At 36.6% G+C, this 23,645-nt stretch carries 20 protein-coding genes and 1 riboswitch; of the genes, 7 read left to right on the top strand and 13 right to left on the bottom strand.

What is annotated here, in order from left to right; genetic code table 11:
- Nucleotides 1-630 precede the first annotated feature (630 nt).
- The 4 genes from AC5LWL_RS01865 to cydC are packed head-to-tail and all read left to right on the top strand — an operon-like array spanning nt 631 to nt 6,480.
- Entirely contained in the window at nt 631-2,034 is a 1,404-nt protein-coding gene (locus AC5LWL_RS01865) for a cytochrome ubiquinol oxidase subunit I (RefSeq protein ID WP_493432759.1), read from the top strand.
- Nucleotides 2,027-3,043 carry a cytochrome d ubiquinol oxidase subunit II gene (gene cydB, locus AC5LWL_RS01860; protein WP_493432758.1) on the top strand — a complete coding sequence of 339 codons (1,017 nt, stop codon included), beginning with the start codon at nt 2,027-2,029 and terminating at the stop codon, nt 3,041-3,043. The genes AC5LWL_RS01865 and cydB overlap by 8 nt, the downstream gene beginning before the upstream one ends.
- A complete protein-coding gene (cydD, locus tag AC5LWL_RS01855) occupies nt 3,043-4,734 on the top strand; it encodes a thiol reductant ABC exporter subunit CydD (RefSeq protein WP_493432757.1) in 1,692 nt (563 codons plus the stop codon). The genes cydB and cydD overlap by 1 nt, the downstream gene beginning before the upstream one ends.
- Nucleotides 4,735-4,749: 15 nt before the next feature.
- A complete protein-coding gene (cydC, locus tag AC5LWL_RS01850; protein ID WP_493432756.1) occupies nt 4,750-6,480 on the top strand; it encodes a thiol reductant ABC exporter subunit CydC in 1,731 nt (576 codons plus the stop codon).
- A gap of 218 nt (nt 6,481-6,698) precedes the next feature.
- On the opposite strand, the gene AC5LWL_RS01845 is transcribed toward cydC, so the two are convergent.
- A complete protein-coding gene (locus AC5LWL_RS01845; RefSeq protein WP_493432755.1) occupies nt 6,699-7,598 on the bottom strand; it encodes an SDR family oxidoreductase in 900 nt (299 codons plus the stop codon).
- A gap of 190 nt (nt 7,599-7,788) precedes the next feature.
- Nucleotides 7,789-8,265, bottom strand: coding sequence for a Cys-tRNA(Pro) deacylase (gene ybaK, locus AC5LWL_RS01840; protein WP_493432754.1), 477 nt, complete (start codon nt 8,263-8,265; stop codon nt 7,789-7,791).
- 205 nt (nt 8,266-8,470) lie between these two features.
- Here ybaK and AC5LWL_RS01835 point away from each other — a divergent pair, with 205 nt between their 5' ends.
- A complete protein-coding gene (locus AC5LWL_RS01835; RefSeq protein WP_493432753.1) occupies nt 8,471-9,193 on the top strand; it encodes a class I SAM-dependent methyltransferase in 723 nt (240 codons plus the stop codon).
- Here AC5LWL_RS01835 and AC5LWL_RS01830 read toward each other — a convergent pair whose 3' ends face one another.
- From AC5LWL_RS01830 to AC5LWL_RS01815, 4 genes are all read right to left on the bottom strand, one after another.
- The gene (locus AC5LWL_RS01830; RefSeq protein ID WP_493432752.1) at nt 9,194-10,093 is read right to left on the bottom strand and encodes an NAD(P)/FAD-dependent oxidoreductase; all 900 of its coding nucleotides are present in this window, start codon (nt 10,091-10,093) and stop codon (nt 9,194-9,196) included.
- Nucleotides 10,094-10,618: 525 nt separating this feature from the next.
- Entirely contained in the window at nt 10,619-11,068 is a 450-nt protein-coding gene (locus tag AC5LWL_RS01825; protein ID WP_493436512.1) for a threonine/serine exporter family protein, read from the bottom strand.
- 57 nt (nt 11,069-11,125) lie between these two features.
- Complete coding sequence (locus tag AC5LWL_RS01820) at nt 11,126-11,890, bottom strand: threonine/serine exporter family protein (protein WP_493432751.1); 765 nt, start codon at nt 11,888-11,890, stop codon at nt 11,126-11,128.
- A gap of 358 nt (nt 11,891-12,248) precedes the next feature.
- Entirely contained in the window at nt 12,249-12,575 is a 327-nt protein-coding gene (locus tag AC5LWL_RS01815) for a MerR family transcriptional regulator (RefSeq protein ID WP_493432750.1), read from the bottom strand.
- A gap of 242 nt (nt 12,576-12,817) precedes the next feature.
- Here AC5LWL_RS01815 and AC5LWL_RS01810 point away from each other — a divergent pair, with 242 nt between their 5' ends.
- Nucleotides 12,818-12,955, top strand: coding sequence for a hypothetical protein (locus tag AC5LWL_RS01810; protein WP_445506317.1), 138 nt, complete (start codon nt 12,818-12,820; stop codon nt 12,953-12,955).
- Between the two features lie 1,152 nt (nt 12,956-14,107).
- Here the strand turns inward: AC5LWL_RS01810 and AC5LWL_RS01805 are convergent.
- From AC5LWL_RS01805 to AC5LWL_RS01785, 5 genes are all read right to left on the bottom strand, one after another.
- A complete protein-coding gene (locus AC5LWL_RS01805; RefSeq protein WP_493432749.1) occupies nt 14,108-15,220 on the bottom strand; it encodes an IS110 family RNA-guided transposase in 1,113 nt (370 codons plus the stop codon).
- A gap of 894 nt (nt 15,221-16,114) precedes the next feature.
- The gene (locus AC5LWL_RS01800) at nt 16,115-17,053 is read right to left on the bottom strand and encodes an ABC transporter permease (RefSeq protein WP_493432748.1); all 939 of its coding nucleotides are present in this window, start codon (nt 17,051-17,053) and stop codon (nt 16,115-16,117) included.
- Nucleotides 17,050-17,991 carry an ABC transporter ATP-binding protein gene (locus tag AC5LWL_RS01795; protein ID WP_493432747.1) on the bottom strand — a complete coding sequence of 314 codons (942 nt, stop codon included), beginning with the start codon at nt 17,989-17,991 and terminating at the stop codon, nt 17,050-17,052. Before AC5LWL_RS01795 ends, AC5LWL_RS01800 begins: the two co-directional genes overlap by 4 nt.
- A gap of 234 nt (nt 17,992-18,225) precedes the next feature.
- The gene (ald, locus tag AC5LWL_RS01790) at nt 18,226-19,362 is read right to left on the bottom strand and encodes an alanine dehydrogenase (RefSeq protein ID WP_493432746.1); all 1,137 of its coding nucleotides are present in this window, start codon (nt 19,360-19,362) and stop codon (nt 18,226-18,228) included.
- Nucleotides 19,363-19,495: 133 nt separating this feature from the next.
- Nucleotides 19,496-20,737, bottom strand: coding sequence for a PucR family transcriptional regulator (locus AC5LWL_RS01785; protein WP_493432745.1), 1,242 nt, complete (start codon nt 20,735-20,737; stop codon nt 19,496-19,498).
- A 530-nt stretch (nt 20,738-21,267) separates the two neighbouring features.
- On the opposite strand from AC5LWL_RS01785, the gene AC5LWL_RS01780 reads away from it, so the two are divergent.
- Nucleotides 21,268-21,591, top strand: coding sequence for an ABC transporter permease (locus AC5LWL_RS01780; RefSeq protein ID WP_493432744.1), 324 nt, complete (start codon nt 21,268-21,270; stop codon nt 21,589-21,591).
- A 58-nt stretch (nt 21,592-21,649) separates the two neighbouring features.
- Here AC5LWL_RS01780 and thiW read toward each other — a convergent pair whose 3' ends face one another.
- Both thiW and AC5LWL_RS01770 read right to left on the bottom strand, forming a co-directional pair.
- Nucleotides 21,650-22,141, bottom strand: coding sequence for an energy coupling factor transporter S component ThiW (gene thiW / locus AC5LWL_RS01775; protein WP_493432743.1), 492 nt, complete (start codon nt 22,139-22,141; stop codon nt 21,650-21,652).
- Between the two features lie 145 nt (nt 22,142-22,286).
- A riboswitch (TPP riboswitch) is annotated at nt 22,287-22,395 on the bottom strand.
- Nucleotides 22,396-22,457: 62 nt separating this feature from the next.
- A complete protein-coding gene (locus tag AC5LWL_RS01770) occupies nt 22,458-23,483 on the bottom strand; it encodes an ABC transporter substrate-binding protein (protein ID WP_493432742.1) in 1,026 nt (341 codons plus the stop codon).
- Between the last annotated feature and the right edge of the window lie 162 nt (nt 23,484-23,645).

Below are 23,645 nucleotides of genomic sequence, written 5' to 3'. Positions count from 1 at the left end.
ATCAACACTCTTGCAGAAGCATTCCATTTTTTATAAATAAATGTTGAACCAGAGAGTAATTAGAATACACGTAGAATCCTATGGGAATTGCGGGACAGGCGAGACGAGGCTCCGAGGAGGATCGCCGCCCGCCCTAGGGAAAGCGAAGTGTATTCTGGCTGCGGACTTATCGAGAGCGCCTCTTTTCAAGGTAGCCTTAAAAATCACAACCATACACTATGGAAATATCTTGCACTTCACCGAAAAATCCCAAAAAGCAATACCCTTTTGTTTCCAAACTTTTAATTTATGTGAAATTGTGAACTTTTTTCAAACTTTTTGTGATTTTTAACTCAAATCCATATTTTTTCATTATGATATAGCTATCATTTGAAAAAAGGAGACGGTTGAAAAAAACAAAACCTAATCTTTTATAAAATCCACATTTATCAGTACTTTTGGACTTGTTCATCAAGATTCATCTTGTGTAATTTATCACAAGTCAAGCTATTTTAATCCTTTTATTTCTTAATTTTCACGCATAAGCACACTACAGGCGCAATGACATTTATCGCTTTTTAAAAATTCACCGTTCACAAAAATCTCATATACATGAGGATATAAAATGATAAGAAGAGGGGGAAGAAATACATGGATATGGTATTTCTATCACGTTTACAATTTGCTTCAACTACCATTTTCCACTTTATATTTGTACCAATTTCAATTGGATTAGTGTTTCTAATCGCAATTATGGAATCAATGTATGTAAAAAGTGGCAATGAAGAATATAAAAAAATGGCGAAATTCTGGGGAAAGCTGTTTCTCATTAATTTCGTAATCGGTATCGTTACAGGAATTCTCCAAGAATTCCAATTTGGTATGAACTGGTCTAATTATTCCCGCTTTGTCGGCGATGTATTTGGTGCGCCACTTGCGATTGAGGCATTGCTTGCTTTCTTTATGGAATCTACCTTTATCGGTTTATGGATTTTCGGATGGGATCGATTATCAAAAAAAGTACATTTAGCCTGTATCTGGTTAACTGCTTTTGGAACAATGATTTCCGCTTATTGGATTCTTGTTGCCAACTCGTTTATGCAGCATCCAGTTGGATTTGAAATAAATAATGGCCGCGCAGAAATGAATGACTTTTTTGCCCTTATTACAAACGGTCAAGTTCTTGTAGAAATGCCGCACACTGTATTAGGTGCTCTAGCAACCGGTGCTTTTTTGGTTACTGGAATTAGCGCTTATAAACTATTAAAAAAACAAGAAGTAGAGTTTTTCAAAAAATCTTTTCAAATCGGGATTACGGTTGCTTTAACATCAACATTTTTGACAATGGTTGCCGGCCATGCTCAAGCACAATATCTTGTCGAAACACAGCCAATGAAAATGGCCGCAAGTGAAGGTCTTTGGAACACAAGTGAAGATCCTGCACCCTGGACCACTTTCGCAAATATCGATGTAGAAAATAAAAAGAACACACATGAAATAAAAATTCCTTATTTACTAAGCATCCTTTCTTACAATACGTTAGACGGCAGTGTAAAAGGAATGAACGAGCTGCAAGCAGAGTATACCGAAAAATATGGAGAAGGAAATTATATCCCTCCAGTAAAAACAACTTTTTGGAGCTTTAGAATCATGGTAGTTGCCGGAACTGCAATGCTTTTGTTAGGCATTTATGGTGTGTATTTAGGCTGGAAGAAAAAATTAACGATTAAACCGAATAAATGGTTCTACCGTTTTATGGTTGCAGGTATATCTTTGCCATTTATCGCCAATACTTCAGGATGGATTATGACGGAAATCGGCAGACAGCCTTGGACTGTTTTTGGATTAATGAGAACAGAAGACAGTATCTCTCCAAGTGTAAGTGCTGGTCAAGTATTATTCTCTGTCATCACTTTCTCTACTGTTTATGCCATTTTAGCAGCAATCATGGTCTTCTTATATGTAAAAGTTATTAAAAAAGGTCCATATATGCTAGATAAGAAAGATAGTAAAGTAACCACAGACCCATTTGCGAAGGAGGGTTTCCATGCTTGAGTTAAACGTTCTTTGGTTTATATTAGTCGCTGTTTTATTCATTGGATTTTTCTTCTTAGAAGGATTTGATTTTGGGGTCGGCATGTCCACCCAAATCATTGCAAAAAATGATCAAGAAAGACGCATTTTGATCAATTCAATCGGTCCTTTCTGGGATGCGAATGAAGTTTGGCTAATTACAGCAGGCGGAGCATTATTTGCTGCTTTCCCTCACTGGTATGCTACACTGTTCAGCGGATTTTATACACCGCTTGTTGTCGTATTATTAGCATTGATTATCCGTGCTACTGGATTTGAATTCCGTGCCAAAGGCGACAGTCCTTTATGGAAAAAATCATGGGATATTTGCATTTTCCTAGGAAGCCTTTTACCACCTCTTCTATTCGGCGTTGTATTTGCCTGCTTTATGCAAGGTCTGCCAATTGATAAAAATATGGAGTTAAAGGCTGGATTTTTTGACATCGTAAACTACTATACGCTAGTTGGCGGTTTAACGGTTTTAATTCTTTGTTTAGTGCATGGTCTAATGTTCACAACCCTTCGTACGGTTGGTGATCTTCAAAACCGCGCTCGTAAAACAGCACAGAAACTATTGCCTTTATTAGGCATACTATTATTGGCATTTACGGTATTAACTTATATCAAATCTGATATTTTTGATGCTCGAGGAGAAATTTTATCTGCCATATTCGGATTAGGTGTTATCGTGTTCGTGCTAGCCGGCTTCTTTATTTCAAGAAAAAAAGATGGCTGGGCATTTGGCATGACAGGCGGTGTGATTATCCTTTCCTTTACAGCAGTGTTTATCGGCTTATTCCCTAGAGTAATGATTAGTTCGATCAGCGATGCTTTCAGCTTAACGATTACAAATGCAGCTTCTGGTAATTATTCTTTAAAAGTAATGACAATCGTGGCTCTAACCCTATTGCCTTTTGTATTAGGGTATCAAATCTGGAGCTACATTGTTTTCCGTAAAAGAGTTACTGAGAAGTCTCATCTTGAATATTAATGAAACAAAACATTCTTACGTTTAAAGGGATCAAGCCGATTCTCGCATTTTTAACCATATTAACTATTACACAAGGTGCAGCTATTATTCTGCAAGCCAAATGGCTTGCAGATGTAATAGTCTCCTTATATAAAGGCGAACCGTTTCAGAAACAATATGAGCAGATCATATTGTTTTTATTCGCATTTATCGCCCGGCATTTTCTGCATTTAGTCCAGCAGAAAATCTCTTCTGATTTTGCGGAAAAGACAAGCAAATATTTACGTTTGCAACTCATAACGAAATTATTCCAGCTCGGACCGAAGTTTACAAAAAAACAAGGCAGTGGCACAATAGCGACACTTGTGCTAGAAGGAGTTTCACAATTTAAAAACTATTTAGAGCTTTTCTTGCCAAGAATGATTGCAACAGCGGTTATTCCACCTATGCTGCTTCTTTATGTTTATTGGATGGATTGGATTTCCGGCATCATTTTAACGATAACGATGCCGATTTTAATTGGCTTTCTTATCTTAGTCGGCCTTGCTGCAAAAGGCCAAATGAATCGCCAATGGGCTACATACCGGATTTTATCCAACCATTTTTTAGATTCATTACGTGGATTGGAAACACTTAAGTTTCTTGGAAAAAGCAGAAGGCATAGTGAAAATATTGAAAAAGTCAGTGAGCAGTATCGCTCTGCCACACTGAAAACATTACGAGTCGCCTTTCTTTCCTCGTTTTCTTTGGATTTTTTCACTTCTTTATCAGTAGCTTCCGTTGCCGTTAACTTAGGTGTCCGATTAGTTAATGAAAACTTAAGCTTATTGCCAGCACTTATTATTTTAATGCTGGCACCTGAATACTTCCTACCCGTTAGAATGGTTGGTGCTGATTACCATGCGACCTTAAACGGAAAAGAGGCTGGAGAATCGATTCAAGGCATTCTTGATCAAAAGATAAATAAAGAGGAAGAAACAACAATCGATTCTTCTATTAATGAATTTTCTTTCCATTCTGTTGGATTTTTTCATCAGGAGGGAGAGGCAGAAACATTACAAGATATATCTTTTTCTATAAATGGGAGAAAAAAAATTGGGATTGTCGGTGAAAGTGGTGCTGGTAAATCAACCTTAATTGATTTATTGAGTGGATTTTCTGATCATACGACTGGTACGATTACTTTAAATAAAAACGATGCTCGTTTATCGAATAATGGATGGAGACAGAATACTACTTATATACCACAGTCTCCCTATATATTTAGCCTTTCCTTACGAGATAATATTCGCTTCTATTCTCCTGAAGCAACGGATCAAGAAGTGGAAACCGCTCTAAAAGAAACAGGGCTATATAAGCTGTATACTACTTTTCCAAATGGTTTAGATGAACTATTAGGTGACGGAGGCAGGACGTTAAGCGGTGGCCAGGAACAAAGAATCGCACTAGCAAGAGCCTATTTAAGCAAACGTCCTATTATGCTGCTCGATGAACCTACCTCCCATTTAGATATTGAAACAGAATTTGAATTAAAAGAAACAATGCTTCCTCTTTTTGAAAATAAATTAGTCTTCCTTGCTACTCATCGCCTGCACTGGATGGAGCAAATGGATTTACTGTTTGTTTTAGAAAAAGGAAAAATTGTCGAAATTGGAACACATCAAGAGTTAGTAGAAAAAAAAGGTGCCTATTACAGGCTGCTGAAGGCGTAAGGAGCGAATGGACATATGAAACAGGAAAAATGGATTCTTCCTTTTATAAAGGGAAATGTCCCACGGATTATCTTAATCATTGTAATTAGCTTTCTCACCGTTCTTACTGCAGCCATGCTTACATTTACTTCTGGGTACCTAATTTCTAAAGCGGCTATTCCAGTAGAAAATATTCTACTTGTTTATATTCCGATCGTTGGTGTCAGGACCTTTGGCATCAGCCGAGCGGTATTTACTTATTTAGAAAGATTAGCTGGACATGACACGGTTCTTCGCATTCTATCGCGGATGCGCGTAAAGCTTTATCGTATTTTAGAGCCTCAAGCCCTTTTCTTAAAAAATCGATTTCGGCTCGGAGATATGCTTGGTATATTGGCAGATGATATAGAACAGCTGCAATATATTTATTTACGGACGATTTTCCCAACTATTTCAGCAATTTTTCTGTATGTCGTTGTTGTATTTTCCATTGGAATGCTTGATAGTAAATTCGCTGTGCTTATTGGCTGTTATCTAGCCATCTTACTAGTTGTATTGCCAGCGCTTTCCTTATTATTCATCCAGAAAAAACAAAAAGCATACAAACAAAACAGAAATGGCTTATATCAAACCCTTACTGACAGCATCCTCGGTATAAGCGATTGGGTAATCAGCGGTCGTACCGCAAATTTTATTGCAAATTATGAAAAAGAGGAAGCCATTGTTGCAAAGATCAGCACTAAATTGCAAAGCTTTTCAAGATGGAGAAACCTTGTTGCCCAAGGTGTTGCTGCCGTTATTATTATTTCACTCGCTCTATGGTCAAGCGCACAGTATACACAAGGAACTATTTCTCCTACATTAATTGCCGCCATTATATTAGTGGCATTCCCTGTACTGGAAGCATTTTTGATTATTTCCGATGCATTTGAAAAAATTCCTGCTTATCAAGATTCATTGGAAAGATTAAAAAAATTATCCCAAGATGGAGATGCCCTACAAACCAATCAGCAAGCAATTTTACATGACAGCAATGTTGATATTGCAGTAAATGGTGTTAGTTTTTCATATAAGAACGAAAAAGAACCATCTGTTTCTAATGTGAAACTTTCTATCCCTCAAGGGAAAAAGATTGCGATTATTGGAAGAAGCGGTGCAGGCAAATCAACTTTGCTGAAGCTAATACAAGGTGCGCTTATCCCATCATCAGGGAAAATAACTTTTAATCAGAAAGATGCTTTTTCTTTCCACGAAAATAGCTCGTCGATTATTTCTGTGCTTAATCAAAATCCACATTTATTCGATACAACACTTCGAAATAATGTAACACTGGGAATCGACGAACCTTCACCAGCACAATTGGCAAAAGCGATTAAAATGGCACAGTTGGAAAAATTAGTGGATAGTCTGCCAGATGGATTGGATACCTTTATGCAGGAAACAGGACAGCGTTTTTCAGGCGGAGAAAGACAAAGGGTGGCACTTGCAAGAGTTCTTCTGCAAAATACCCCTGTTGTCATTATGGATGAACCAAATGCAAGCTTAGATCCGCGAACAGAAAAAGAACTGTTAAAAACCATTTTTTCTAGTCTAACAGGAAAGTCGATTATCTGGATTACCCACCATTTAGTTGGTATAGAGGAAATGGACGAAATTATCTTTATGGATAAAGGCAGAATTGAGATGCGTGGCACACATGAGGAATTATTAACAAACTATCCTCGCTATAAACAATTATATCTTCTGGATCATCCAGATGCAGAATAAAAGATAGGGCGCTTTAGTCAGCTCTGATTAGAAAAGCACAAGCGCCTTGTGTTAGACTTCTCAGACTTCAAAAAACTGATACTTTCTTACCTTTATCCAAAGAACCTGATCGAATTGATTTTTCGATCAGGTTCTTTAATGTGAAAAGATAGACGCTGGCTTGCCAGGTATCGAGGCCTCTTTATCGGACACTTCTTGAAAGCCTAACCCACTTCTTATCAAGTAGTAACCATTTGTCCTCCATTAACATGAATCACTTCTCCTGTTGTATAACCGGAATCGTCTGATGCTAGATAGACATAAGCTGGGGCCAATTCAAATGGCTGCCCTGCTCTTTTTGCAGGTGAATCTGTTCCAAACTTCATTACTTTTTTCTCTGAGAAACTAGCAGGAATTAATGGTGTCCAAAAGGAACCTGGCGATACTGCATTTACTCTAATTTTCTTATCTACTAAGGACAAAGACAACGATCTTGTTAACGCTACGATTGCCCCTTTTGTTGATGAATAATCCAATAATTCTTTGAATCCACTATAAGCTGTAATAGACGCTGTATTAATAATTGAACTTCCCTCTTTTAAATAGGGCAATACGGCTTTAATTAAATAAAAGAACGAAAAAATATTTGTTTTAAATGTATGCTCCAGCTGTTCTTTTGTAATATCAAGTATACTTTTTTGCACATATTGTACAGCATGATTATTGACTAAAATATCAATCTTTCCAAATTGCTGGATTGCTTTTTGAGCTACTAAAGAGGAGTTTTCTTCTACTGTTAAGTCTGCCGCTATTAGCAAACATTCTCCCCCTAATTGCTTAATCCGCTGTTCTGTTTCTTTTGCATCCTTGTGTTCGTTTAAGTAGACAATCACTACTTTTGCGCCTTCTTTCACATAGGCATACGCAACAGCCCTGCCGATGCCGCTGTCTCCTCCAGTAATAATCGCTACTTTTCCCTTTAATTTATTGCCGCTTTTATAATTCGGATTTTCGGAGATAGGTCTTGGATTCATTAAATATTCAAATCCAGGCATTCGGTCCTGATGCTGTGGCGGGAAGGCAATGGGTACATTTTTCGTTTCTTTTTTTTGTCCATAATAAGGATATTCAGGATACATATTCACATCACTCCTATATAGGCATTTATCTTGAATTATCGTATGCCCAAAAGGGGAAGACGTGAAAGATTTTTCCGAAGCATTTTTCTTGAGGATAACGATCAGTAGAATGGAAGTGCATGTTAATTATCATCTTGGACTTTCTGAACACCCTCTATTAGCAGCGAAAGGAAGAACTCTCCTTTCTTTGCTAATGAATAATAGTTGCTAATTGCGCATCTATCGTTTCTTTTAAATACATAACTCCTAACTCTATTTGCATGCCAATTTTACCAGCGCTGACTATGATGGAAGAAAGCTTTTCTGCACTTTCATCGATAAGAGTTTGATAGTTCTTTTTCATTCCTAAGGGAGAACATCCACCTCGAATATAACCAGTTAGTTTTTGAATATCTTTTACAGCGACCATTTCTATTTTCTTTTCCTTTACCACTTTTGCCACCTTTTTAAAATCGAGCTCTTCTGCAACTGGAATGACACATACATAGATAGCATGGCTGCTTCCTTGTACAACTAAGGTTTTGTATACCATAAGTACATCTTTATTAATTTTATTTGCAACCGTTATTCCATCTATTTTCCCATCTTTGTTGTTATATGTATGCACTTCATAAGGTATCTGATGACTATCTAAAATACGCATCGCATTTGTTTTTGATTGCGCCATTTTGGTCCCCTCTCCCTTTCATTAACTCTGTTTTTCTATCTCTTCTTATTATAACAAAAGAAAAAATAGGCTTCTATGTTCTTCCATTTTCCCCTGCTGATATGGTAATAATGGCAGCCAGGGATTATGTGCAGCCCATCCAATTGGAACCAAAGGCTAAAACCTCCATATAGTATTTAAAAGCTGTTTTAAAGGAGGAACTAGTGTGAAACCAACCTATCAAGATGCTCTTGCTTATTACGGGGTAAATGGAGCGCACCCAGGAGGATTATCTTTAACAAAATTATTATTGGAGCAAGAACAGATAACCTCCTCCACAGAACTTCTTGACGCCGGGTGCGGAACAGGGCAAACATCTGCTTATATTAAAAAAAATTATCCTTGCCATGTAACAAGTATTGATTATCATCCAACCATGGTAAATAGAGCAATGAATCGTTTTCAGAAAGAAAAGCTCTCCATCAATCTATTTCAAGGAAGTTTAGAAAAACTGCCTTTTCCAAACTCTAGCTTTGATATTATTCTTGTCGAATCTGTTTTGATCTTTACTAATTGGAATCAGTCATTAAAAGAGTTAAAGCGTGTCCTCAAACCCAATGGAGTTCTGCTTGCGTTGGAAATGACTTCAGAAAGACAGTTAACTTCTCATGAACAACACAATATGTGCTCCGTTTATGGCATTGAAAAAGTTTTGACAGAACAAGAGTGGAAAAACCATATCAAAGAAGCTGGTTTTAGATCGGTTGAAGTAAAAGTTGCACACTCCGTATTCTCTCATCTGTTATCCTCGTCCGAAGTAGAAGAAGAGGGCTTAGACCTAACTGTTCCTGGAAATGCTGATATGGAAAATAAACTAATGGAGCATTCTCATATACTATATGTTTATGGCAATATTATTGGATATCGCGTCTACCGAGCTCTTTGTTAATTAATTATCCAGCAAAGATTTATGTATCCAAATAGCTGCCTGTGATCCTTCTCCCATCGCAATTGTCACTTGTTCAGAGTGTGCCGCAACATCTCCAGCTGCCCATATATTTTTAATATTGGTCTCTTTTGTGCGGCTATTTACTACAATATGCTGATTGTCTAAAAGCTCGACACCCAACTGTTTTGCCAAATCTGACTTCACCTTATTTTTACCAAACGCAATAAAGCTATGTTCTGCCTTTACTTCCAACTCTTCTTCTAAAACATAGCTTTTTAATTTGGCTTCCTCTGCATTTACTTTTATTATTCGCTTCTTTAAATGTGGAATCTGTTTTTCCTTTAGCTTTTGTTCTATCTCCTTGTCTACTTGGTCTCCTCCATGATTAATGTAAACAATTTCTTTTGTCCAATAAGTCAATGTTAAAGCCATATTGGCGCCAACATCGCCATTTCCAATTACTACTGTTCTTTTGCCCTTTACTTCATATCCATCACAATCAGGACATACATAGACACTTATTCCTAAGCATGGAAACAAGGCAGGAAAAGGAGGAATTGTATCCATAATGCCAGTTGCCAACAATAATTTTTCTGCCATAAATTGTTTATGTGTCTCTATTGTCACTATAAAGAAAGCATCTGTTTTCTCCACCTTTATTACCTTCTCTTGTATAAAAGAAACACCTAAACGACTTGCCTGCTCTCTGCCTATTGCCCGCAGCTCTTCTCCGCTTATGCCGTTCGGATAACCTAATATATTATGATAGCTTCTGCAAAGTGTAGACCTCCCATCATTTGAATCAATAACCAGCACTTTATGCTGATACCGTCCCAATTGAATAGCTGCCTGCAAACCAGCTATACCTCCGCCTACTATAATACAATCATATGTCTTCATCTTACGCCTTCCCTCTTTGTCATAAATTTGTGATACCATTTGTTTAGATTTTCAGGAAAAAGCCTATTTTATTCTTTTTTTGAAAACAATAGTGCAAAACGAATTCCTTTAGAAAAGAAAAAAGACCTTAGAAGAGGTTGTTCAAAAAGTCCGGTAAAAATGACGATAGAACAAAACTTATTTACAGAGATGTCCAAGATGAAAGGCTATTCATCTTCTATTAAAAGGCTGTAAAGTTGTCATCAATACATAGAAATAACCAATAAAAGGAAAACAAAATTCACAACATGGCATATGAAATGAAAAGAAGCAATTCTCTTAAGTATTATAAGCAGGGAGCAGTCAGAATACACGAAGACTCCTATGGGAATTGCGAGACAGGTGAGACCCCGCAGGAGTTTCCGAGGAGGCTCACCGCTCGCCCCTTGGAAAGCGAAGTGTATGCTGACTGCGGCCCCATTGAAAGAGCCAACCCCGCCAACCTTCAATAAAAAAGAAAAAAGCAAGGATTGTAGACCATTCTACTTATCCCTTGCTTTTCTTTGTATTATTTACTTTATAAATTAACTGGTTAATAACTTCTGAAAACATTAATCCCATGGCAATCGAACCAGATATTAGAAATGCCTTTGCTGCCAGACTTACTGCATAGCTATAGTTATTCTCCACAAAATGGCGCATAGCATCGAATGCCATACCTCCTGGAACAAGAGGAATAATACCCGCAACACTAAAAATGATAACAGGCGTTTTATACTTTTTAGCAAAAAAATGACTGATTATCGCTACTAAAAAGGCGCCAATAATAGTTGCTGGAACCATATCCATCTCGATATAAACGGTGAACCAATACGCCAGCCAGCCGCACATTCCGACAAATCCGCATTGCAGCAGCAGTTTTCGTGGCGTATGAAAAATCATTGCAAATGCATAAGAAGCAACAAAGCTTGTAAGTCCTTGTTCTAAAAAAGTAATCATGATGGTTAACTCCTTATAGAGGTTGTTCAAAAGTCCAATAAAAAGGACACGCACTTATAGTAATACAAATAAAACTGCAATTCCTGAACCAATTGCAAATGCAGTTAAAAAAGCCTCTGCCCCTTTGGAGATTCCAGATACTAAATGCCCTGCCATTAAATCTCGAACAGCATTTGTAATCAATAATCCAGGAACTAGCGGCATAACAGAACCAATAATAATTTTATCCACTTCTTTACCAAAGCCAAGATAGACTGCTGCAAATGCAATTAGTCCTACAAGAAAAGCTGCTAAAAATTCAGCAAAAAACTTAATATGAACAATCCGATGGAAATAAATAGAACAGAAACAGCCTGCTCCGCCAGCGATAAAGGCAGGAAGAAAATCACTCCAAATACCTTGAAACATAATAAGAAAACAACCGCTTGCTAATGCTGCAGCAAGAACTTGGGACCAATCGCTGTATGTTTTTTTCTCTTTCTCTATTTCAGATAATAAGTTATAGGCTTGCTCAATCGAAAGTCCGCCAGCGCTGATTTTTCTGGAAACATCATTTACTTTTACAACTTTCTCCAAATTAGTCGTTCGATCGATAATGCGTACCAGTTTTGTTTTCGTCGGTTCCGATCCCTCCAACGAAAAAATAATACCAGTTGGAGTTACAAAGCTATCAGAATATTCCACTCCATATGCATTTGCTATCCTTGTCATTGTATCTTCCACACGATATGTTTCTGCCCCATTCTTCAGCATAATTCTTCCGGCAAGCAAACATACCTCAATAATTTCATATGTTTTTTCTTTAGATATATACTCCATATACACTCTCTCCAATTAAATCATGCAGTTTTCCAAAACCTTCTGTCTAGTAGACACGGAACACTAAGTCACCTTCTGCAGAATCTCTTTGCAAAAAGTTTCACTAAGCGAGTATTTTTAGTTTCCATATAGTATTTAACATGTTTTCAAAAAATACGCCAGCACTTTTTTCATCATATATGACAAGTCTTCGATAAGTCTATTGTTAAAGGTTCATTTTAATGGATATTCACTTGTCCCATCAACAGAAGATTATTTTGGATAAACAGTAGTTCTATGATTTTCTAGCGGAAACAGCAAAAAAAGCCCTTTGCTCATTTAAAAGGACTTGAATATATAAGAAGTTTTTTTATCTTTTTCAATCTTTTTGAATGCCGAATCGTGCATTTATTTGACCACGCAGCATTTGTTTTTTTACTTTACGCTCTTCTTCTTCTCTATTTTTTTTAATAATTTCCTGCCTAATTTCATGTGTACGAACACCCTCTTCTCGTTTGTTAGCAATTTCAATTAATCGCTCCACATCAGAAAAAGAATATTTCCGATTTCCTCTTTCCGGTCTTTCCGGAAAAATTAATTTTCGCTGTTCGTAATACCTTATTTGTCTTTCTGTTAATCCCGTTAACTCACTGACAACACCAATCGTAATAACTTTCCTTTTTTTATAGGATGGTTCTTGATCCATTTTATCTTCCCACCTCATGAAGTAGTTATTTATCTCATTATTTGCAATTATAATACTATTAACGAAAAACAAGACCTATTATGTCAGATTATCTAACAGTATATCAAAAAAATAGGTAAGAATACCTGACAATATAGATGTTTTTTTTCTTTTTTTCTTATAAAATGCATAATATATCTGCCAACAGAATTTTAGATACTTATACATTTACTTTTTAAAAATGGAGAGGAGCATTAATTAAAATGATTAACAAGGAAGCAATTGATTTAGCAAAAAAAATTGTGGAACTAGATCTTCTGCGTGATGAAATTTGGGAAAACTTTGCAGCTGTAGCAGGGGATCATGCACACGATATACTTCGAATTATTCAAAACAGCTAAATTGTTATCGTTTTTTAATCATTTATCTAACTATAAAATAAACATTTTTTTATAATAGTCTAACCCCATAATTTGCTAACATTATCTAATTAGCTGTTGTGGCGGTTTGACTTTTTGTTTTATAAAACTTTTTTTCCTCTGCTTTCTTTTTTTCTTCCACTATAAAACTCCTAATATATTTCAATATCCCCCTTTTTTATATAACCACAAATATGCTAACTCTATTTAAACATCTCTCATTTCCAATACTTTAACTTTCTTTTAAATTCTTCCCTTTGATTGTTAGGAAATCTAACGTTATTTTAATGCAATCTACTCATAACATCAAGCAAATGACGAAATTTTTTAAATTATCTTTCATTTAATTATATTTTTTTGATACAAATCACCACACTGCTCCATGACAATAAAGGCTTAGTGACTAAGAATTAACTAAAAAAAAGAGGCTGAGACATAACGAAATAGATAATAGGTAAAGACGAACATTCTCTAATTTAGCACGTAAATGGTTACTTCCCCATACTGGTTATAATGTTTTTTGCAACCATTATCCCTTATAAATAGGGGCAAGATTCTCGTTTCAGGATGCTCGCTTTCCGTGGGGCGTGCGATGAGCCTCCTGATATGAACGAAACTGTCAAGTCTCCCACTCTCCACTACTAGATAGGTTATTTTTGGGTAACTTTAAGAAGAGAAGCGATTTTAGGCTTCTTGACTGTTCGTGTATCGATGAGCCTTAGTGGCTACAAGTTTCCTTTTTTAGCTTACCAACCGAACTTCCTATCTTAGAATGGCTGTCAAGTGCTTTCCTTGACTGCCATTCTAAGATAGGAGATACTTTTTTAAGCTAAAGAAGAAATCGTGATATACTTATACTTCCTCCTTTCTGATTGATTAGAATAGATAGTAAGGACACGGCACGAAGGCAAAAATTTCATCCTGCGGTTAGCATTCTGATATTCGTGGGTTTTCACATTTTATCTTTCCGTATAAAGGTCTTTCCACTAACTCGGGACGTGCGTTAATCAACGAATGATATAGCACAGAGGAGGCACGTGGGTTATCCTTTCCGGTATTTCTCTTTGCCTTCGAGCCCTATTCTCATGTATCTATTTTTCTTTCTCTTCCTCTACTTTCTTTCGTTTGGTAACATTAATGTTTTGGAATTTCTTCTACTTCTTGCGTAATAGCCCAGATAAAGCCAGCTAATTCTCTAGCAACGGCAACAATTGCTTTATTACTTTCTTTTCCTCTAGATACTAATCGATAATATTTTTTATGCAGACGATTTTGCGCTTTCCAGGATATTGCTTGAATAGACGGTGATAAAGGTTCTAGTCGTTTTTTTAAATTTCCTTTTACGGCCGGCTGACGAAGATAACTCCAAGCCGACTCGATTAACAATCGGCGAACGTGACGATTTCCTGATTTGGTAATAGCTCCTTGTCGACGTCTTTCTCCACTTGAGAATTCACTTGGAATCAATCCTACATAAGCCATCATTTGCTTAGGATTTGGGAAACGTTTAAACGATCCAATTTCCGCCGCAAGACTTGTCGCTGTAACCAGTGCAACGCCTCTTAGTCCTTGTAAAGTTTGAATAATAGGGGCATGAACTCCTTCCAATGCCTGTATTTGCATTTCCTCTTCGAATCTTTTTACCCGCTGTTCCAACTCCTTTAATTGATGATAATATTCTTGAAAAACTAATTGTAAATTGGAATTGGAAAACTTTAACGTATCTAGCCAATCTCGATATTTTCTTGTCCATTTATTCACTCCAACAGGTGGATAAATATTATTCCGTAATAAAAACTTACTTAAACGATGCTTGGTTCTCAGCTCGTCTTCTTTCGCATCTTCTCGTGCTCGCACTAGATCTCGAAGTGCTTCATCTTCTGGAGTCGGAACATAAACAGAAGTTAATTCTCCTGCACGATATAACTGGGCAAGACGAATAGAGTCTCTACGGTCTGTTTTAATACGTTCTCCCGGTCTTTGTGGTATTAAAGATGGAGCAATCACTTCACAATGAATACCTAAAGCAGTTAGTAATCGATATAATGGATATCCCGTTGGACCCGCTTCATAACAAACTCTTAAAGTACTTGGCTCTCCTAGTTTTTTCATTAACTTTTTAATCGCTTCAGGTGTATGAACAATCATTCCATAATATCTTGGTTCTTCTCTACCTTCTTCTGCAATAGCAACGGCAATTTTTTCTTTTGATACGTCTAAACCTACAAATTTTGTGGTATCCTTCATAATAGAACTAGCTCCTTCCGTAATGTAGCACTGATTTGGTTTTTTTGTTTTTAGTTCATAAACATTATTGCCAAATTAACCTACGAAATTACGAGTATGGGGCTAGTTTCGTTCATTATAACTCGGCGCAAGCGCCTGCGGGGTCTCATCTAACCCGCTAATCCCACAGGAGTCTCGCACCTTCCACTTCAATCAAGCCGTTTAATCCATTAGTTGCTGTCGTTGAACTGGTACAAACACCCACCTTATAAAAATAGACTAAAAGTGCACATTTTGGTAGAACAGCGTTGAATAAGACAAGCGCAAATGCCTTGCAAAGCCCCGAAGAAGATGTTCACATGGCTTGTTAGACACTCATCTACGTTCAAAAATTTTATCCTTTCTTATCTTCTAAAAAAAATCATCGCTTCATTGTTTAGCAATAATACCTTGTAATGAAATTCGAAGACAAGAACTTATTTTAAAAAAGGTTGCTTGTAACGGAGGGTGCGAAGACTCCTGTGGGAAATGTGGCAAGGCTGAGACCCCGCAAAGCAACGCCAGGCTCAGCTCCCACCCTGTGGAAAGCGAAGCAACCTATAGTGGAAAGCAATCTAATAACTAATTGTTTTGCCAAAAAAAGGAAACGGATTGGAAAATGGAGCAGCCTGAATACACGTAGACTCCTGTGGGATTAGCGAGACAGCTAAGACCCGGCAGGCCAAGGGCCGAAGCGGCTAAAGCCGAGCCCTACGGAAAGCGAAGTGTATGCAGGGTGCGGGTGATTACCAAAAACCTTCTTTTTTACACGAATAAAAAACCCAAACCATGATACGAAATATTTTTTCACCTTCGTATCATGGTTCGGGTTTATCTTCGGCTGGAATACTTATGTTCCAGCTTCTTTTCTATTCGTTAAATACTTATATCCCGTTTTTGGAAAAACACAAAGGTAATAATCATAAAAATGATATAATAACCACTCAATATCCCTAAAGACATCGGCATTGTAATATTCCCTAGTATCTTATCTTGCACAACAAATATAGTTTGATCTAAGTGAGGGAAAATCAATACTTTTGTCCAAGCATACTTTTCCGCTAAAAATAAAATATAGCTTCCCATAGTAGAAGAGAAAAATAATACAAAAATACCTACTCCAACTGCAATGGCTTGGTTCTTAAATAAGGTTGAGAGCATAAACGCTATCGTAATAATCATCAATAAACCAGGAAGATAATAGAACATCATTCTGAAAAAGTGATCTCCTCCACTCACAGCCATCATTCCAACATTAATATTATCCGAATAATTGCCGCCTCCAAAAAACAACAATGATATAAGATAACCAAATACAATTAACACGATAATTAAAAACAGGGCATAAATAAGCATAGCAATATATTTAGACACTAAAATAGCCCAACGGCGATGTGGTCTAATCAGCAACTGTTTAATCGTTCCATCCGAAAACTCAGAAGAAATATTGCCTGCACAAACAATTACCACAAAAAGAGTAATCAATGCTTTTAAAAATGCAACCAATTCATTCATAAACGACCAATTTGTAGGGTACGGATTAACATTTTCATTTATGTACCACTGTTTTTGGTTAATTTGATCACCTATATATCCTTTTTCCTCATCTGAAGCCGTTTTTTGTTGATCCTGAAGATCCTTTATTTCCAATTGTACGGACTCCTGCCATGTGTCCGTTCCATCTTTTTGTTGTTCTGTTGTTTTTTGATAAAGAAACGCCCCTCCTATTAAAGCAACAACAAGCATAACAGCAAATACCCAACTCATTTTCTTTTCAAATGTTTTAATAAGTTCATTTTGTATCAAACCAATCATAATGTTTCTTTCGCTCCTTTTTGACTTGTTATTTCTAAAAATCTGTCTTCAAGGGTTAATTTTCTAACATAGATGCCATATACCGAAATTTCATTTTCTACTAACAGCTTATTAACAGACGGAACAGATGCTTTCGTTAATTTAAGTGTTAATTCCGTTTTACGCTGTGTTACCAATTCGAAATTAATCTTGCTATTCTTTAAAAGATCAAGGACTTTTTCAGGGTGATCCACCTCAAAAACAACCTCTCTATTATCCTTTTCTTCTTCTTTTACCGTCTCATCCATTGTGGAAATATGAATTAATTCACCCTTTTCAATAATCGCAAATCGGTGACACATAAGCTGCATTTCAGCTAATAGATGGGAGGATACCAGCACAGATATACCTTGTGCCGCCAATTCATGAAGGTAATTGCGGAATTCTTTAATCCCTTGTGGATCCAGCCCATTTGTTGGCTCATCTAAAATCAAGATGGCTGGATTATGTAGTAATGCTTGGGCAACGCCTAAACGCTGACGCATCCCCAGCGAATACGTTTTAACTTTCTGATGCATGGCATCCTCCAGTCCTACCAGCCGAGCTACTTCCCGAATACGCTCTTCTGTTATTTCTGTTTTCGCCATTCTTGCATAATGCTTTAAATTTTTATATCCACTCATATACTTGTAAAATTCGGGATTTTCAACAATAGCCCCAATGCTGCTCATTGCATTAGCAAACGAGTTGTCTAATGAATTTCCATTAATAACAACTTCTCCATTTGTTCGATTGATTAAGCTTACGATCATACGAATGATGGTCGTTTTCCCTGCTCCATTTGGTCCTAAAAGTCCAAATATTTCTCCCTTTTCCACAGAAAAACTGACAGAATTTACAATCGTTTTACTTCTAATTTTTTTGGTTAATCCTTTTACTTCTAACGCATATTGAGACATTTCCTGCTCCTTTCTTTAATTAAAAAAATCCATTTTTTTCTTTATGATATTCACTACTAGCTGCTTGTCTACTTTATATACGTTTTTTGTTCGATAAAGTTTCATATTTGGAAAATAATAGATTATTCATTTCAAATCACTTTGTTTTAGTTATAATGATTGCATCCAAAAAAAGCTGACTTCCCTCCAAATTAGTGGAGAAGAAGCCAGCTTTTTGAACACGCACTATATGTCTTAAACAGAAGTAGTAGATAAACCGTTTATTAATTCTTGGACTGGAGCATACTCATAACCAAGATCTTTCGCGACTGGTGCATACGTTATCTTGCCATCAAACGTATTAACACCTTGTTTAATCGCATAATTGTTTTCAATAGCTGCAACTGCTCCTTGATTAGCAATTTGCAAAGCATACGGAATTGTTACATTTGTTAAGGCAATCGTAGATGTTCTAGGCACAGCTCCAGGCATATTTGCCACTGCATAATGCACCACGCCGTGTTTTTCATAAGTTGGATTGTCATGTGTTGTAATATGATCAACTGTTTCAAAAATACCGCCTTGATCTATCGCCACATCCACTATCACAGAACCTGGAGACATTTTCTTCACCATTTCTTCTGTTACTAATTTAGGTGCTTTTGCTCCTGGGATTAATACAGCTCCGATTACTAAATCTGATTCCACTACCGCTTCTTCAATATTTGCCGGGTTGGAGATAACCGTATTAAGGCTTGCACCAAATTGATTATCCAATTCTCTTAATCTTTCTGGATTTAAGTCTAATAAAGTGACATTCGCACCAAGACCAATCGCAATTTTCGCTGCGTTTGTGCCAACGATTCCGCCGCCAATTACCGTCACATTCCCTCTTTTCACTCCCGGAACTCCTGCAAGAAGAATACCTTTTCCGCCATGGGGCTGTTCTAAAAATTGCGCACCAATTTGTACTGACATTCTCCCTGCTACTTCACTCATCGGTGTTAAAAGTGGTAATTTTCCATTTACTTCGATCGTTTCATACGCAATTCCCGTTACACCTTTTTCAGTAAGAGCTGCTGCAAGTTCTTTTTCTGCTGCCAAGTGTAAATACGTAAATAGGATAAGCCCTTTACGGAAAAAGCCATATTCAGATGCTAAAGGCTCTTTTACTTTAATAATCATGTCAGAGGAATTCCAAACTTCTGCTGCTGTGCTAATAATTTTCGCACCAGCCCCAGCATATTCTTCGTTTGTAAACCCACTTCCGATGCCAGCATTATTTTCTACTAATACCTCATGTCCACCTTTTTTCAAAAAAGACACGCCTGAAGGAGTAATCGCAACCCTGTTTTCATTATTTTTGATTTCTGTTGGGATACCAATGATCATTTTTCATTCCTCCTGTTAAGTTTTATCACGTCAAATGTTAGATTTCTTATTATTATCATAAGACGAGTGAAAAAAATAATCATTGTTGAAAACAATAAAAGTATCACAGGGCTTTTGTGAATTTTCACAAAACTTATTTTTTACGCCAATGCATAAGCTTTAAATCTAAATACAACATAAATTTTTGAGTAGGAATGGATAAATTAACGTCCATAATTTCTGCAATTCTTTTTAGCCGATAAGTTAATGTATTCGTGTGAATATGCAGTCTTGACGCTGTTTTTTGCATGCTTTCACTTTCATCTAAATATGCCTCTAATGTTATTAATAATTCCGTATTATGATCTTTATCATAGTCTGTTAATTTTTGAACGGCGATATTTTCAAAACCATCTTGTATTCTTTTTTCTAATAATATATCTAAAAATTGATAGATGCCTAAATCTTGATAATGAAGAAAAGCAGCAGCTTCTGCTGGGAATTTCTCTTGCACATCTAACACTGTTTTTGCTTCTTTGTAACTTTTTATAACATGATCAAAGTCTTTGTAGATTCCACCAAATCCGCCCCTCACATGTAAAATATCAAACTTGTCTTTTAGATGGACCGGAAAGCTCTGAATAAATTTTTTGTATGTTGCAGATAAATTTTTCCGCACTTCCTTTGGGCTCACCATTACAATTAATTCATTATCGTCAATCGTCGACAATGGGATTTTCACTTCTTCAGCAATCTTTAATAAATAAAGAATATGTCTTTCCATTTCTTTGCTTATCATGCTTTCAAACCGAAATACCATGATGGTAAAATGAGAAATTAACGGCATTCCAATTTCATTTAATTTTATTTCTGCTTCTTGCTCTGTTACATGGCCTGTCAGCAATCTCCAAAAAAACTCCTGATTATCCAGACTAGAAGGTCCTTTGTTTTTTCCAAATCTTGATAATAAATGTTTTCCAGCAGCCGCTGCATATTCTAATTGCTTCATTTGCGCTTCTGTTAAATGATTGTTTATTTCAACAGCCCAAATATAACCAATGACTTCATCGCCTCTCCAAATCGAAACAGCCACCCGGTTGCCTAACCCAATTTCTTTTTTCTCTTGTATTCGAATCGGTCTTTTGCTTTTTAGCAATTGGGGAATAACGCCATCCTTCCAAAGTCGATTAATCACTTTTTCTGGAACTCTTCGGCTGATAATGGTGGAAATACGGACTATATCTGTTTCTTCGCCATGGCTACTGTAGACTAAAACACGGTGATGCGTATCTTCTAGCGTGATAGGGCATCCAAGAAATTCACTTACATGATCGACAAAGCTTTCAAGGGAATCGTATATTTCCCGTCGGAACGGATTCAATGGCTCATTAGACATTAATCGGCTCCTTCCTTTTCTATATTAGTTTTCATTGTTGATAGGTTTCAGAGCGTTTTAAATCTTTGCTTCTTCTATTTTATCTCGTTTTCTTGCTGTTCAACAATACATAATTAATAAAAGGAAAGTGGCTTTGTTATTTTATTTTAGCTACCCTGAAAAAAAGGTTCCGCAGGTGGAATACACTTCGCTTTCCTGTGGGCTACGCTTGAGCCTTCTCGCTTCACTGCGGGGCCTCGTCTTTCTCACATTCCCACGGGAGTCTTCGTGTATTCTGACTGCTCCCTGATTCAACATAACAACGAACTGAATCAAACCACCTATTCTCATCGTTCATGGTGCTAAGTTTGTTTTTTTCAATCTTTATTTCTTCTTCCATTTTTAGAAATTCACCCTTTTTATCTATTCTGTTTATAAAGGATATAGCTTCTATAATAATAGGCAAGTAATCGAAAGGATTTTTAATAACTTGAAAATTTTTCCTATATATTATATATTTATACAAATATATAATATATAGGAGGTTTTATATGAGCGGGGATGGGTTACTTTGGATTGTTTTATTTTCCATTCTGATAATTTTAAATATCATTGCTATTAATTTGTACAAGAAAAGGAAATTGCCTCTTTGGATATCCGGTTTAAGCATCTCGATTCTAGGACCAGTTTTAGCTTTTATAACAGGGTATTTTTTTGTGAAAATTGACCATAGTACTGGTGGTACTGGTGAAGGAGGAGGAATTGCAGCTGCATTTTTGGGTTTAGTTATTGTAACTAATGGAATAATATACTTGATGATCAGTATTATTTTTAAAGTGAAACATTTTTTTAATAAAAGAAATGTAAATCAGTAAAGCATCATTTTAAAAAGGACCTTCCCAAAATTTAATTTCTTGGAAAAGTCCTTCCCTTTCATTTTACTAATATAGTACTTTTCATTTTTACCAATCGGTTGACTACCAGCAAACCAAGTATAGACCCAACTAAACTACTTATTCCAAAGGAAGGAAGAAAGAAAAAGGCACCATATTTTGTTCCCATCACGATGCTTGCATATGGCACCGCAACGAGCGATGCTATGATGCCTGTCCCAATAAACTCACCTAACGAGGCGAGATACGATTTTGCTGTTTTCTGATATAGATATCCTGCGAGCAAAGCACCAATCATACTCCCGGGAAAGGCCAACAGAGATCCTGTACCAGCAAAATTTCTTAATAAAGAAGTCATAAATGCAATAATAACTGCTGGGATTGGTCCTAATAATACAGCAGCAATTACATTTAATGCATGCTGGACTGGATAGGCTTTTGCAATTCCTGCTGGAAACCAAAGAATAGTCGAACCAAATGTACCAATTGCTGTAAATAAAGCCATTAAAACAAGTTGATGTGTTTTTTTCATTTTCTCTCCTCCGCTTACCATGATTTAAGCGAAAAGTGACCGATAAAAAGAAGGCACACTTTTAGAATATTGACTGTATAAACCGTAAAATAATACCAAAAAAGCCAGATCAAAAAACGATCTGGCTTTTAGTCAACAAGAAATAGAGAATAATCCACTACTTCCCTACGCTGGCATAATCCAGATCAGGTCATTAGGGTTTAAAAACGGTATGTTTTTCTCTCAGCCATCCACTGGCACCCCTAGTAGTCAATACTTTGCTTATGATGTTCATCTTAACTTATATTTCACGTGCTGAAAAGAGCATATATGGCGATCATTTTGATAATTTTTCGACAAATTTCATATCAATTAATTTATCATAATCATATCCTGCTTTATAAACACCCGTTTTTTGGACTACTTCCATTGGTTTTGCAACAGACTCTTCTGATATAAAACCATCTTTGCTCCATAAGCTATCTGCGTAAGCTCGATCCAATGATGCTTTTAAGCTATCATCTGGTGTCGAAGGAAATTCCTTCTTTAATACTTTCATTGCTAGTTCAGGATTTTCATCGACTGCCTTTAAGCCTTTTAATACTGCCTTTACAAAGCTTTCTACTGTTTCTGGATCTTTCTCAATCGTGGATTTTTTTACGCTCACAACAGAATATGGATAGTCTCCTAAGCTAGTAAAACTATAAAATGGCTCTTTCCATACTCCCTTTTTGATGCCTTCTGTTATTTGAGGTTCTGCTCCATTGGCAATATCCGCTTTTCCGGATTCTACTAAGGAAACAACGGCACCAGCATCAGCTGGTTCCTCTAATTGTACATCTTTATCTGGATTTAATCCTAAGTCCATTAACAGCCATCTTGTCAGTAAATTCGGGCTGCCGCCAAAACGACCTGCTGCAATGGTTTTGCCTTTTAAGTATTTTGCCAACTCTTCTTTATTTGAGCTGTCAATTTTTACATCTGTATTGCCCATTAAGTATACATTGGCTCGATTTACTACATTAACAACAGATGTAATGGGATCCGAATTTCCTGTATTCGCCATCTGATTCGACTCCGGTCCGCCTATATTTCCCCAGGCATCACCGCTGACAACAGATGTTACGTGGGCTCCTCCTGTTGCGGTTATCATTTCTACATCTAATCCTTCTTCTTTAAAATACCCTTCCTCTATCGCCACATATATTGGCAAGTAGCCAATCAAATGAACCGGTTCAGCAATGACGATTTTTTTCAGACCATTGCTTTTTCCATTTTCGGAACCTTTTTTATCCGAGGTGCAGCCTGCCAGCAATAGCATAAAACCAAGACAAGCAATAAATAAGAGCTTGCATTTTTTCAATGTAAATCCCCCTTTATCTTTATATAAGAAAAGAAAGGTATTGTTATATTTATTAAGAAGTTAGAATAATAGAAGGTAAATAGCGGCTTTAGTAGTGTTTATTCGATGTTTGGTTAGGATGAGGGATGAGATTTTTTCAGGTATCGTTTTTGCAAGCCTTTC

This window comes from Niallia sp. WK069_GA_01 (assembly GCF_983173855.1).
Note: the sequence above shows the minus strand (reverse complement) of the source record. Positions and strands in the feature narration are given on the sequence as shown.

Bases quoted from the DNA above. Each gene is read 5' to 3' on its own strand.
- cydB (WP_493432758.1), top strand. From the start codon at position 2,027: ATGCTTGAGTTAAACGTTCTTTGGTTTATATTAGTCGCTGTTTTATTC.
- AC5LWL_RS01780 (WP_493432744.1), top strand. From the start codon at position 21,268: ATGAGCGGGGATGGGTTACTTTGGATTGTTTTATTTTCCATTCTGATA.
- cydC (WP_493432756.1), top strand. From the start codon at position 4,750: ATGAAACAGGAAAAATGGATTCTTCCTTTTATAAAGGGAAATGTCCCA.
- AC5LWL_RS01785 (WP_493432745.1), bottom strand. From the start codon at position 20,737: ATGTCTAATGAGCCATTGAATCCGTTCCGACGGGAAATATACGATTCC.
- AC5LWL_RS01865 (WP_493432759.1), top strand. From the start codon at position 631: ATGGATATGGTATTTCTATCACGTTTACAATTTGCTTCAACTACCATT.
- AC5LWL_RS01805 (WP_493432749.1), bottom strand. From the start codon at position 15,220: ATGAAGGATACCACAAAATTTGTAGGTTTAGACGTATCAAAAGAAAAA.
- AC5LWL_RS01845 (WP_493432755.1), bottom strand. From the start codon at position 7,598: ATGTATCCTGAATATCCTTATTATGGACAAAAAAAAGAAACGAAAAAT.
- cydD (WP_493432757.1), top strand. From the start codon at position 3,043: ATGAAACAAAACATTCTTACGTTTAAAGGGATCAAGCCGATTCTCGCA.
- AC5LWL_RS01795 (WP_493432747.1), bottom strand. From the start codon at position 17,991: ATGTCTCAATATGCGTTAGAAGTAAAAGGATTAACCAAAAAAATTAGA.
- AC5LWL_RS01810 (WP_445506317.1), top strand. From the start codon at position 12,818: ATGATTAACAAGGAAGCAATTGATTTAGCAAAAAAAATTGTGGAACTA.
- AC5LWL_RS01815 (WP_493432750.1), bottom strand. From the start codon at position 12,575: ATGGATCAAGAACCATCCTATAAAAAAAGGAAAGTTATTACGATTGGT.
- AC5LWL_RS01830 (WP_493432752.1), bottom strand. From the start codon at position 10,093: ATGAAGACATATGATTGTATTATAGTAGGCGGAGGTATAGCTGGTTTG.
- AC5LWL_RS01820 (WP_493432751.1), bottom strand. From the start codon at position 11,890: ATGGAGTATATATCTAAAGAAAAAACATATGAAATTATTGAGGTATGT.
- ald (WP_493432746.1), bottom strand. From the start codon at position 19,362: ATGATCATTGGTATCCCAACAGAAATCAAAAATAATGAAAACAGGGTT.
- thiW (WP_493432743.1), bottom strand. From the start codon at position 22,141: ATGAAAAAAACACATCAACTTGTTTTAATGGCTTTATTTACAGCAATT.
- ybaK (WP_493432754.1), bottom strand. From the start codon at position 8,265: ATGGCGCAATCAAAAACAAATGCGATGCGTATTTTAGATAGTCATCAG.
- AC5LWL_RS01800 (WP_493432748.1), bottom strand. From the start codon at position 17,053: ATGATTGGTTTGATACAAAATGAACTTATTAAAACATTTGAAAAGAAA.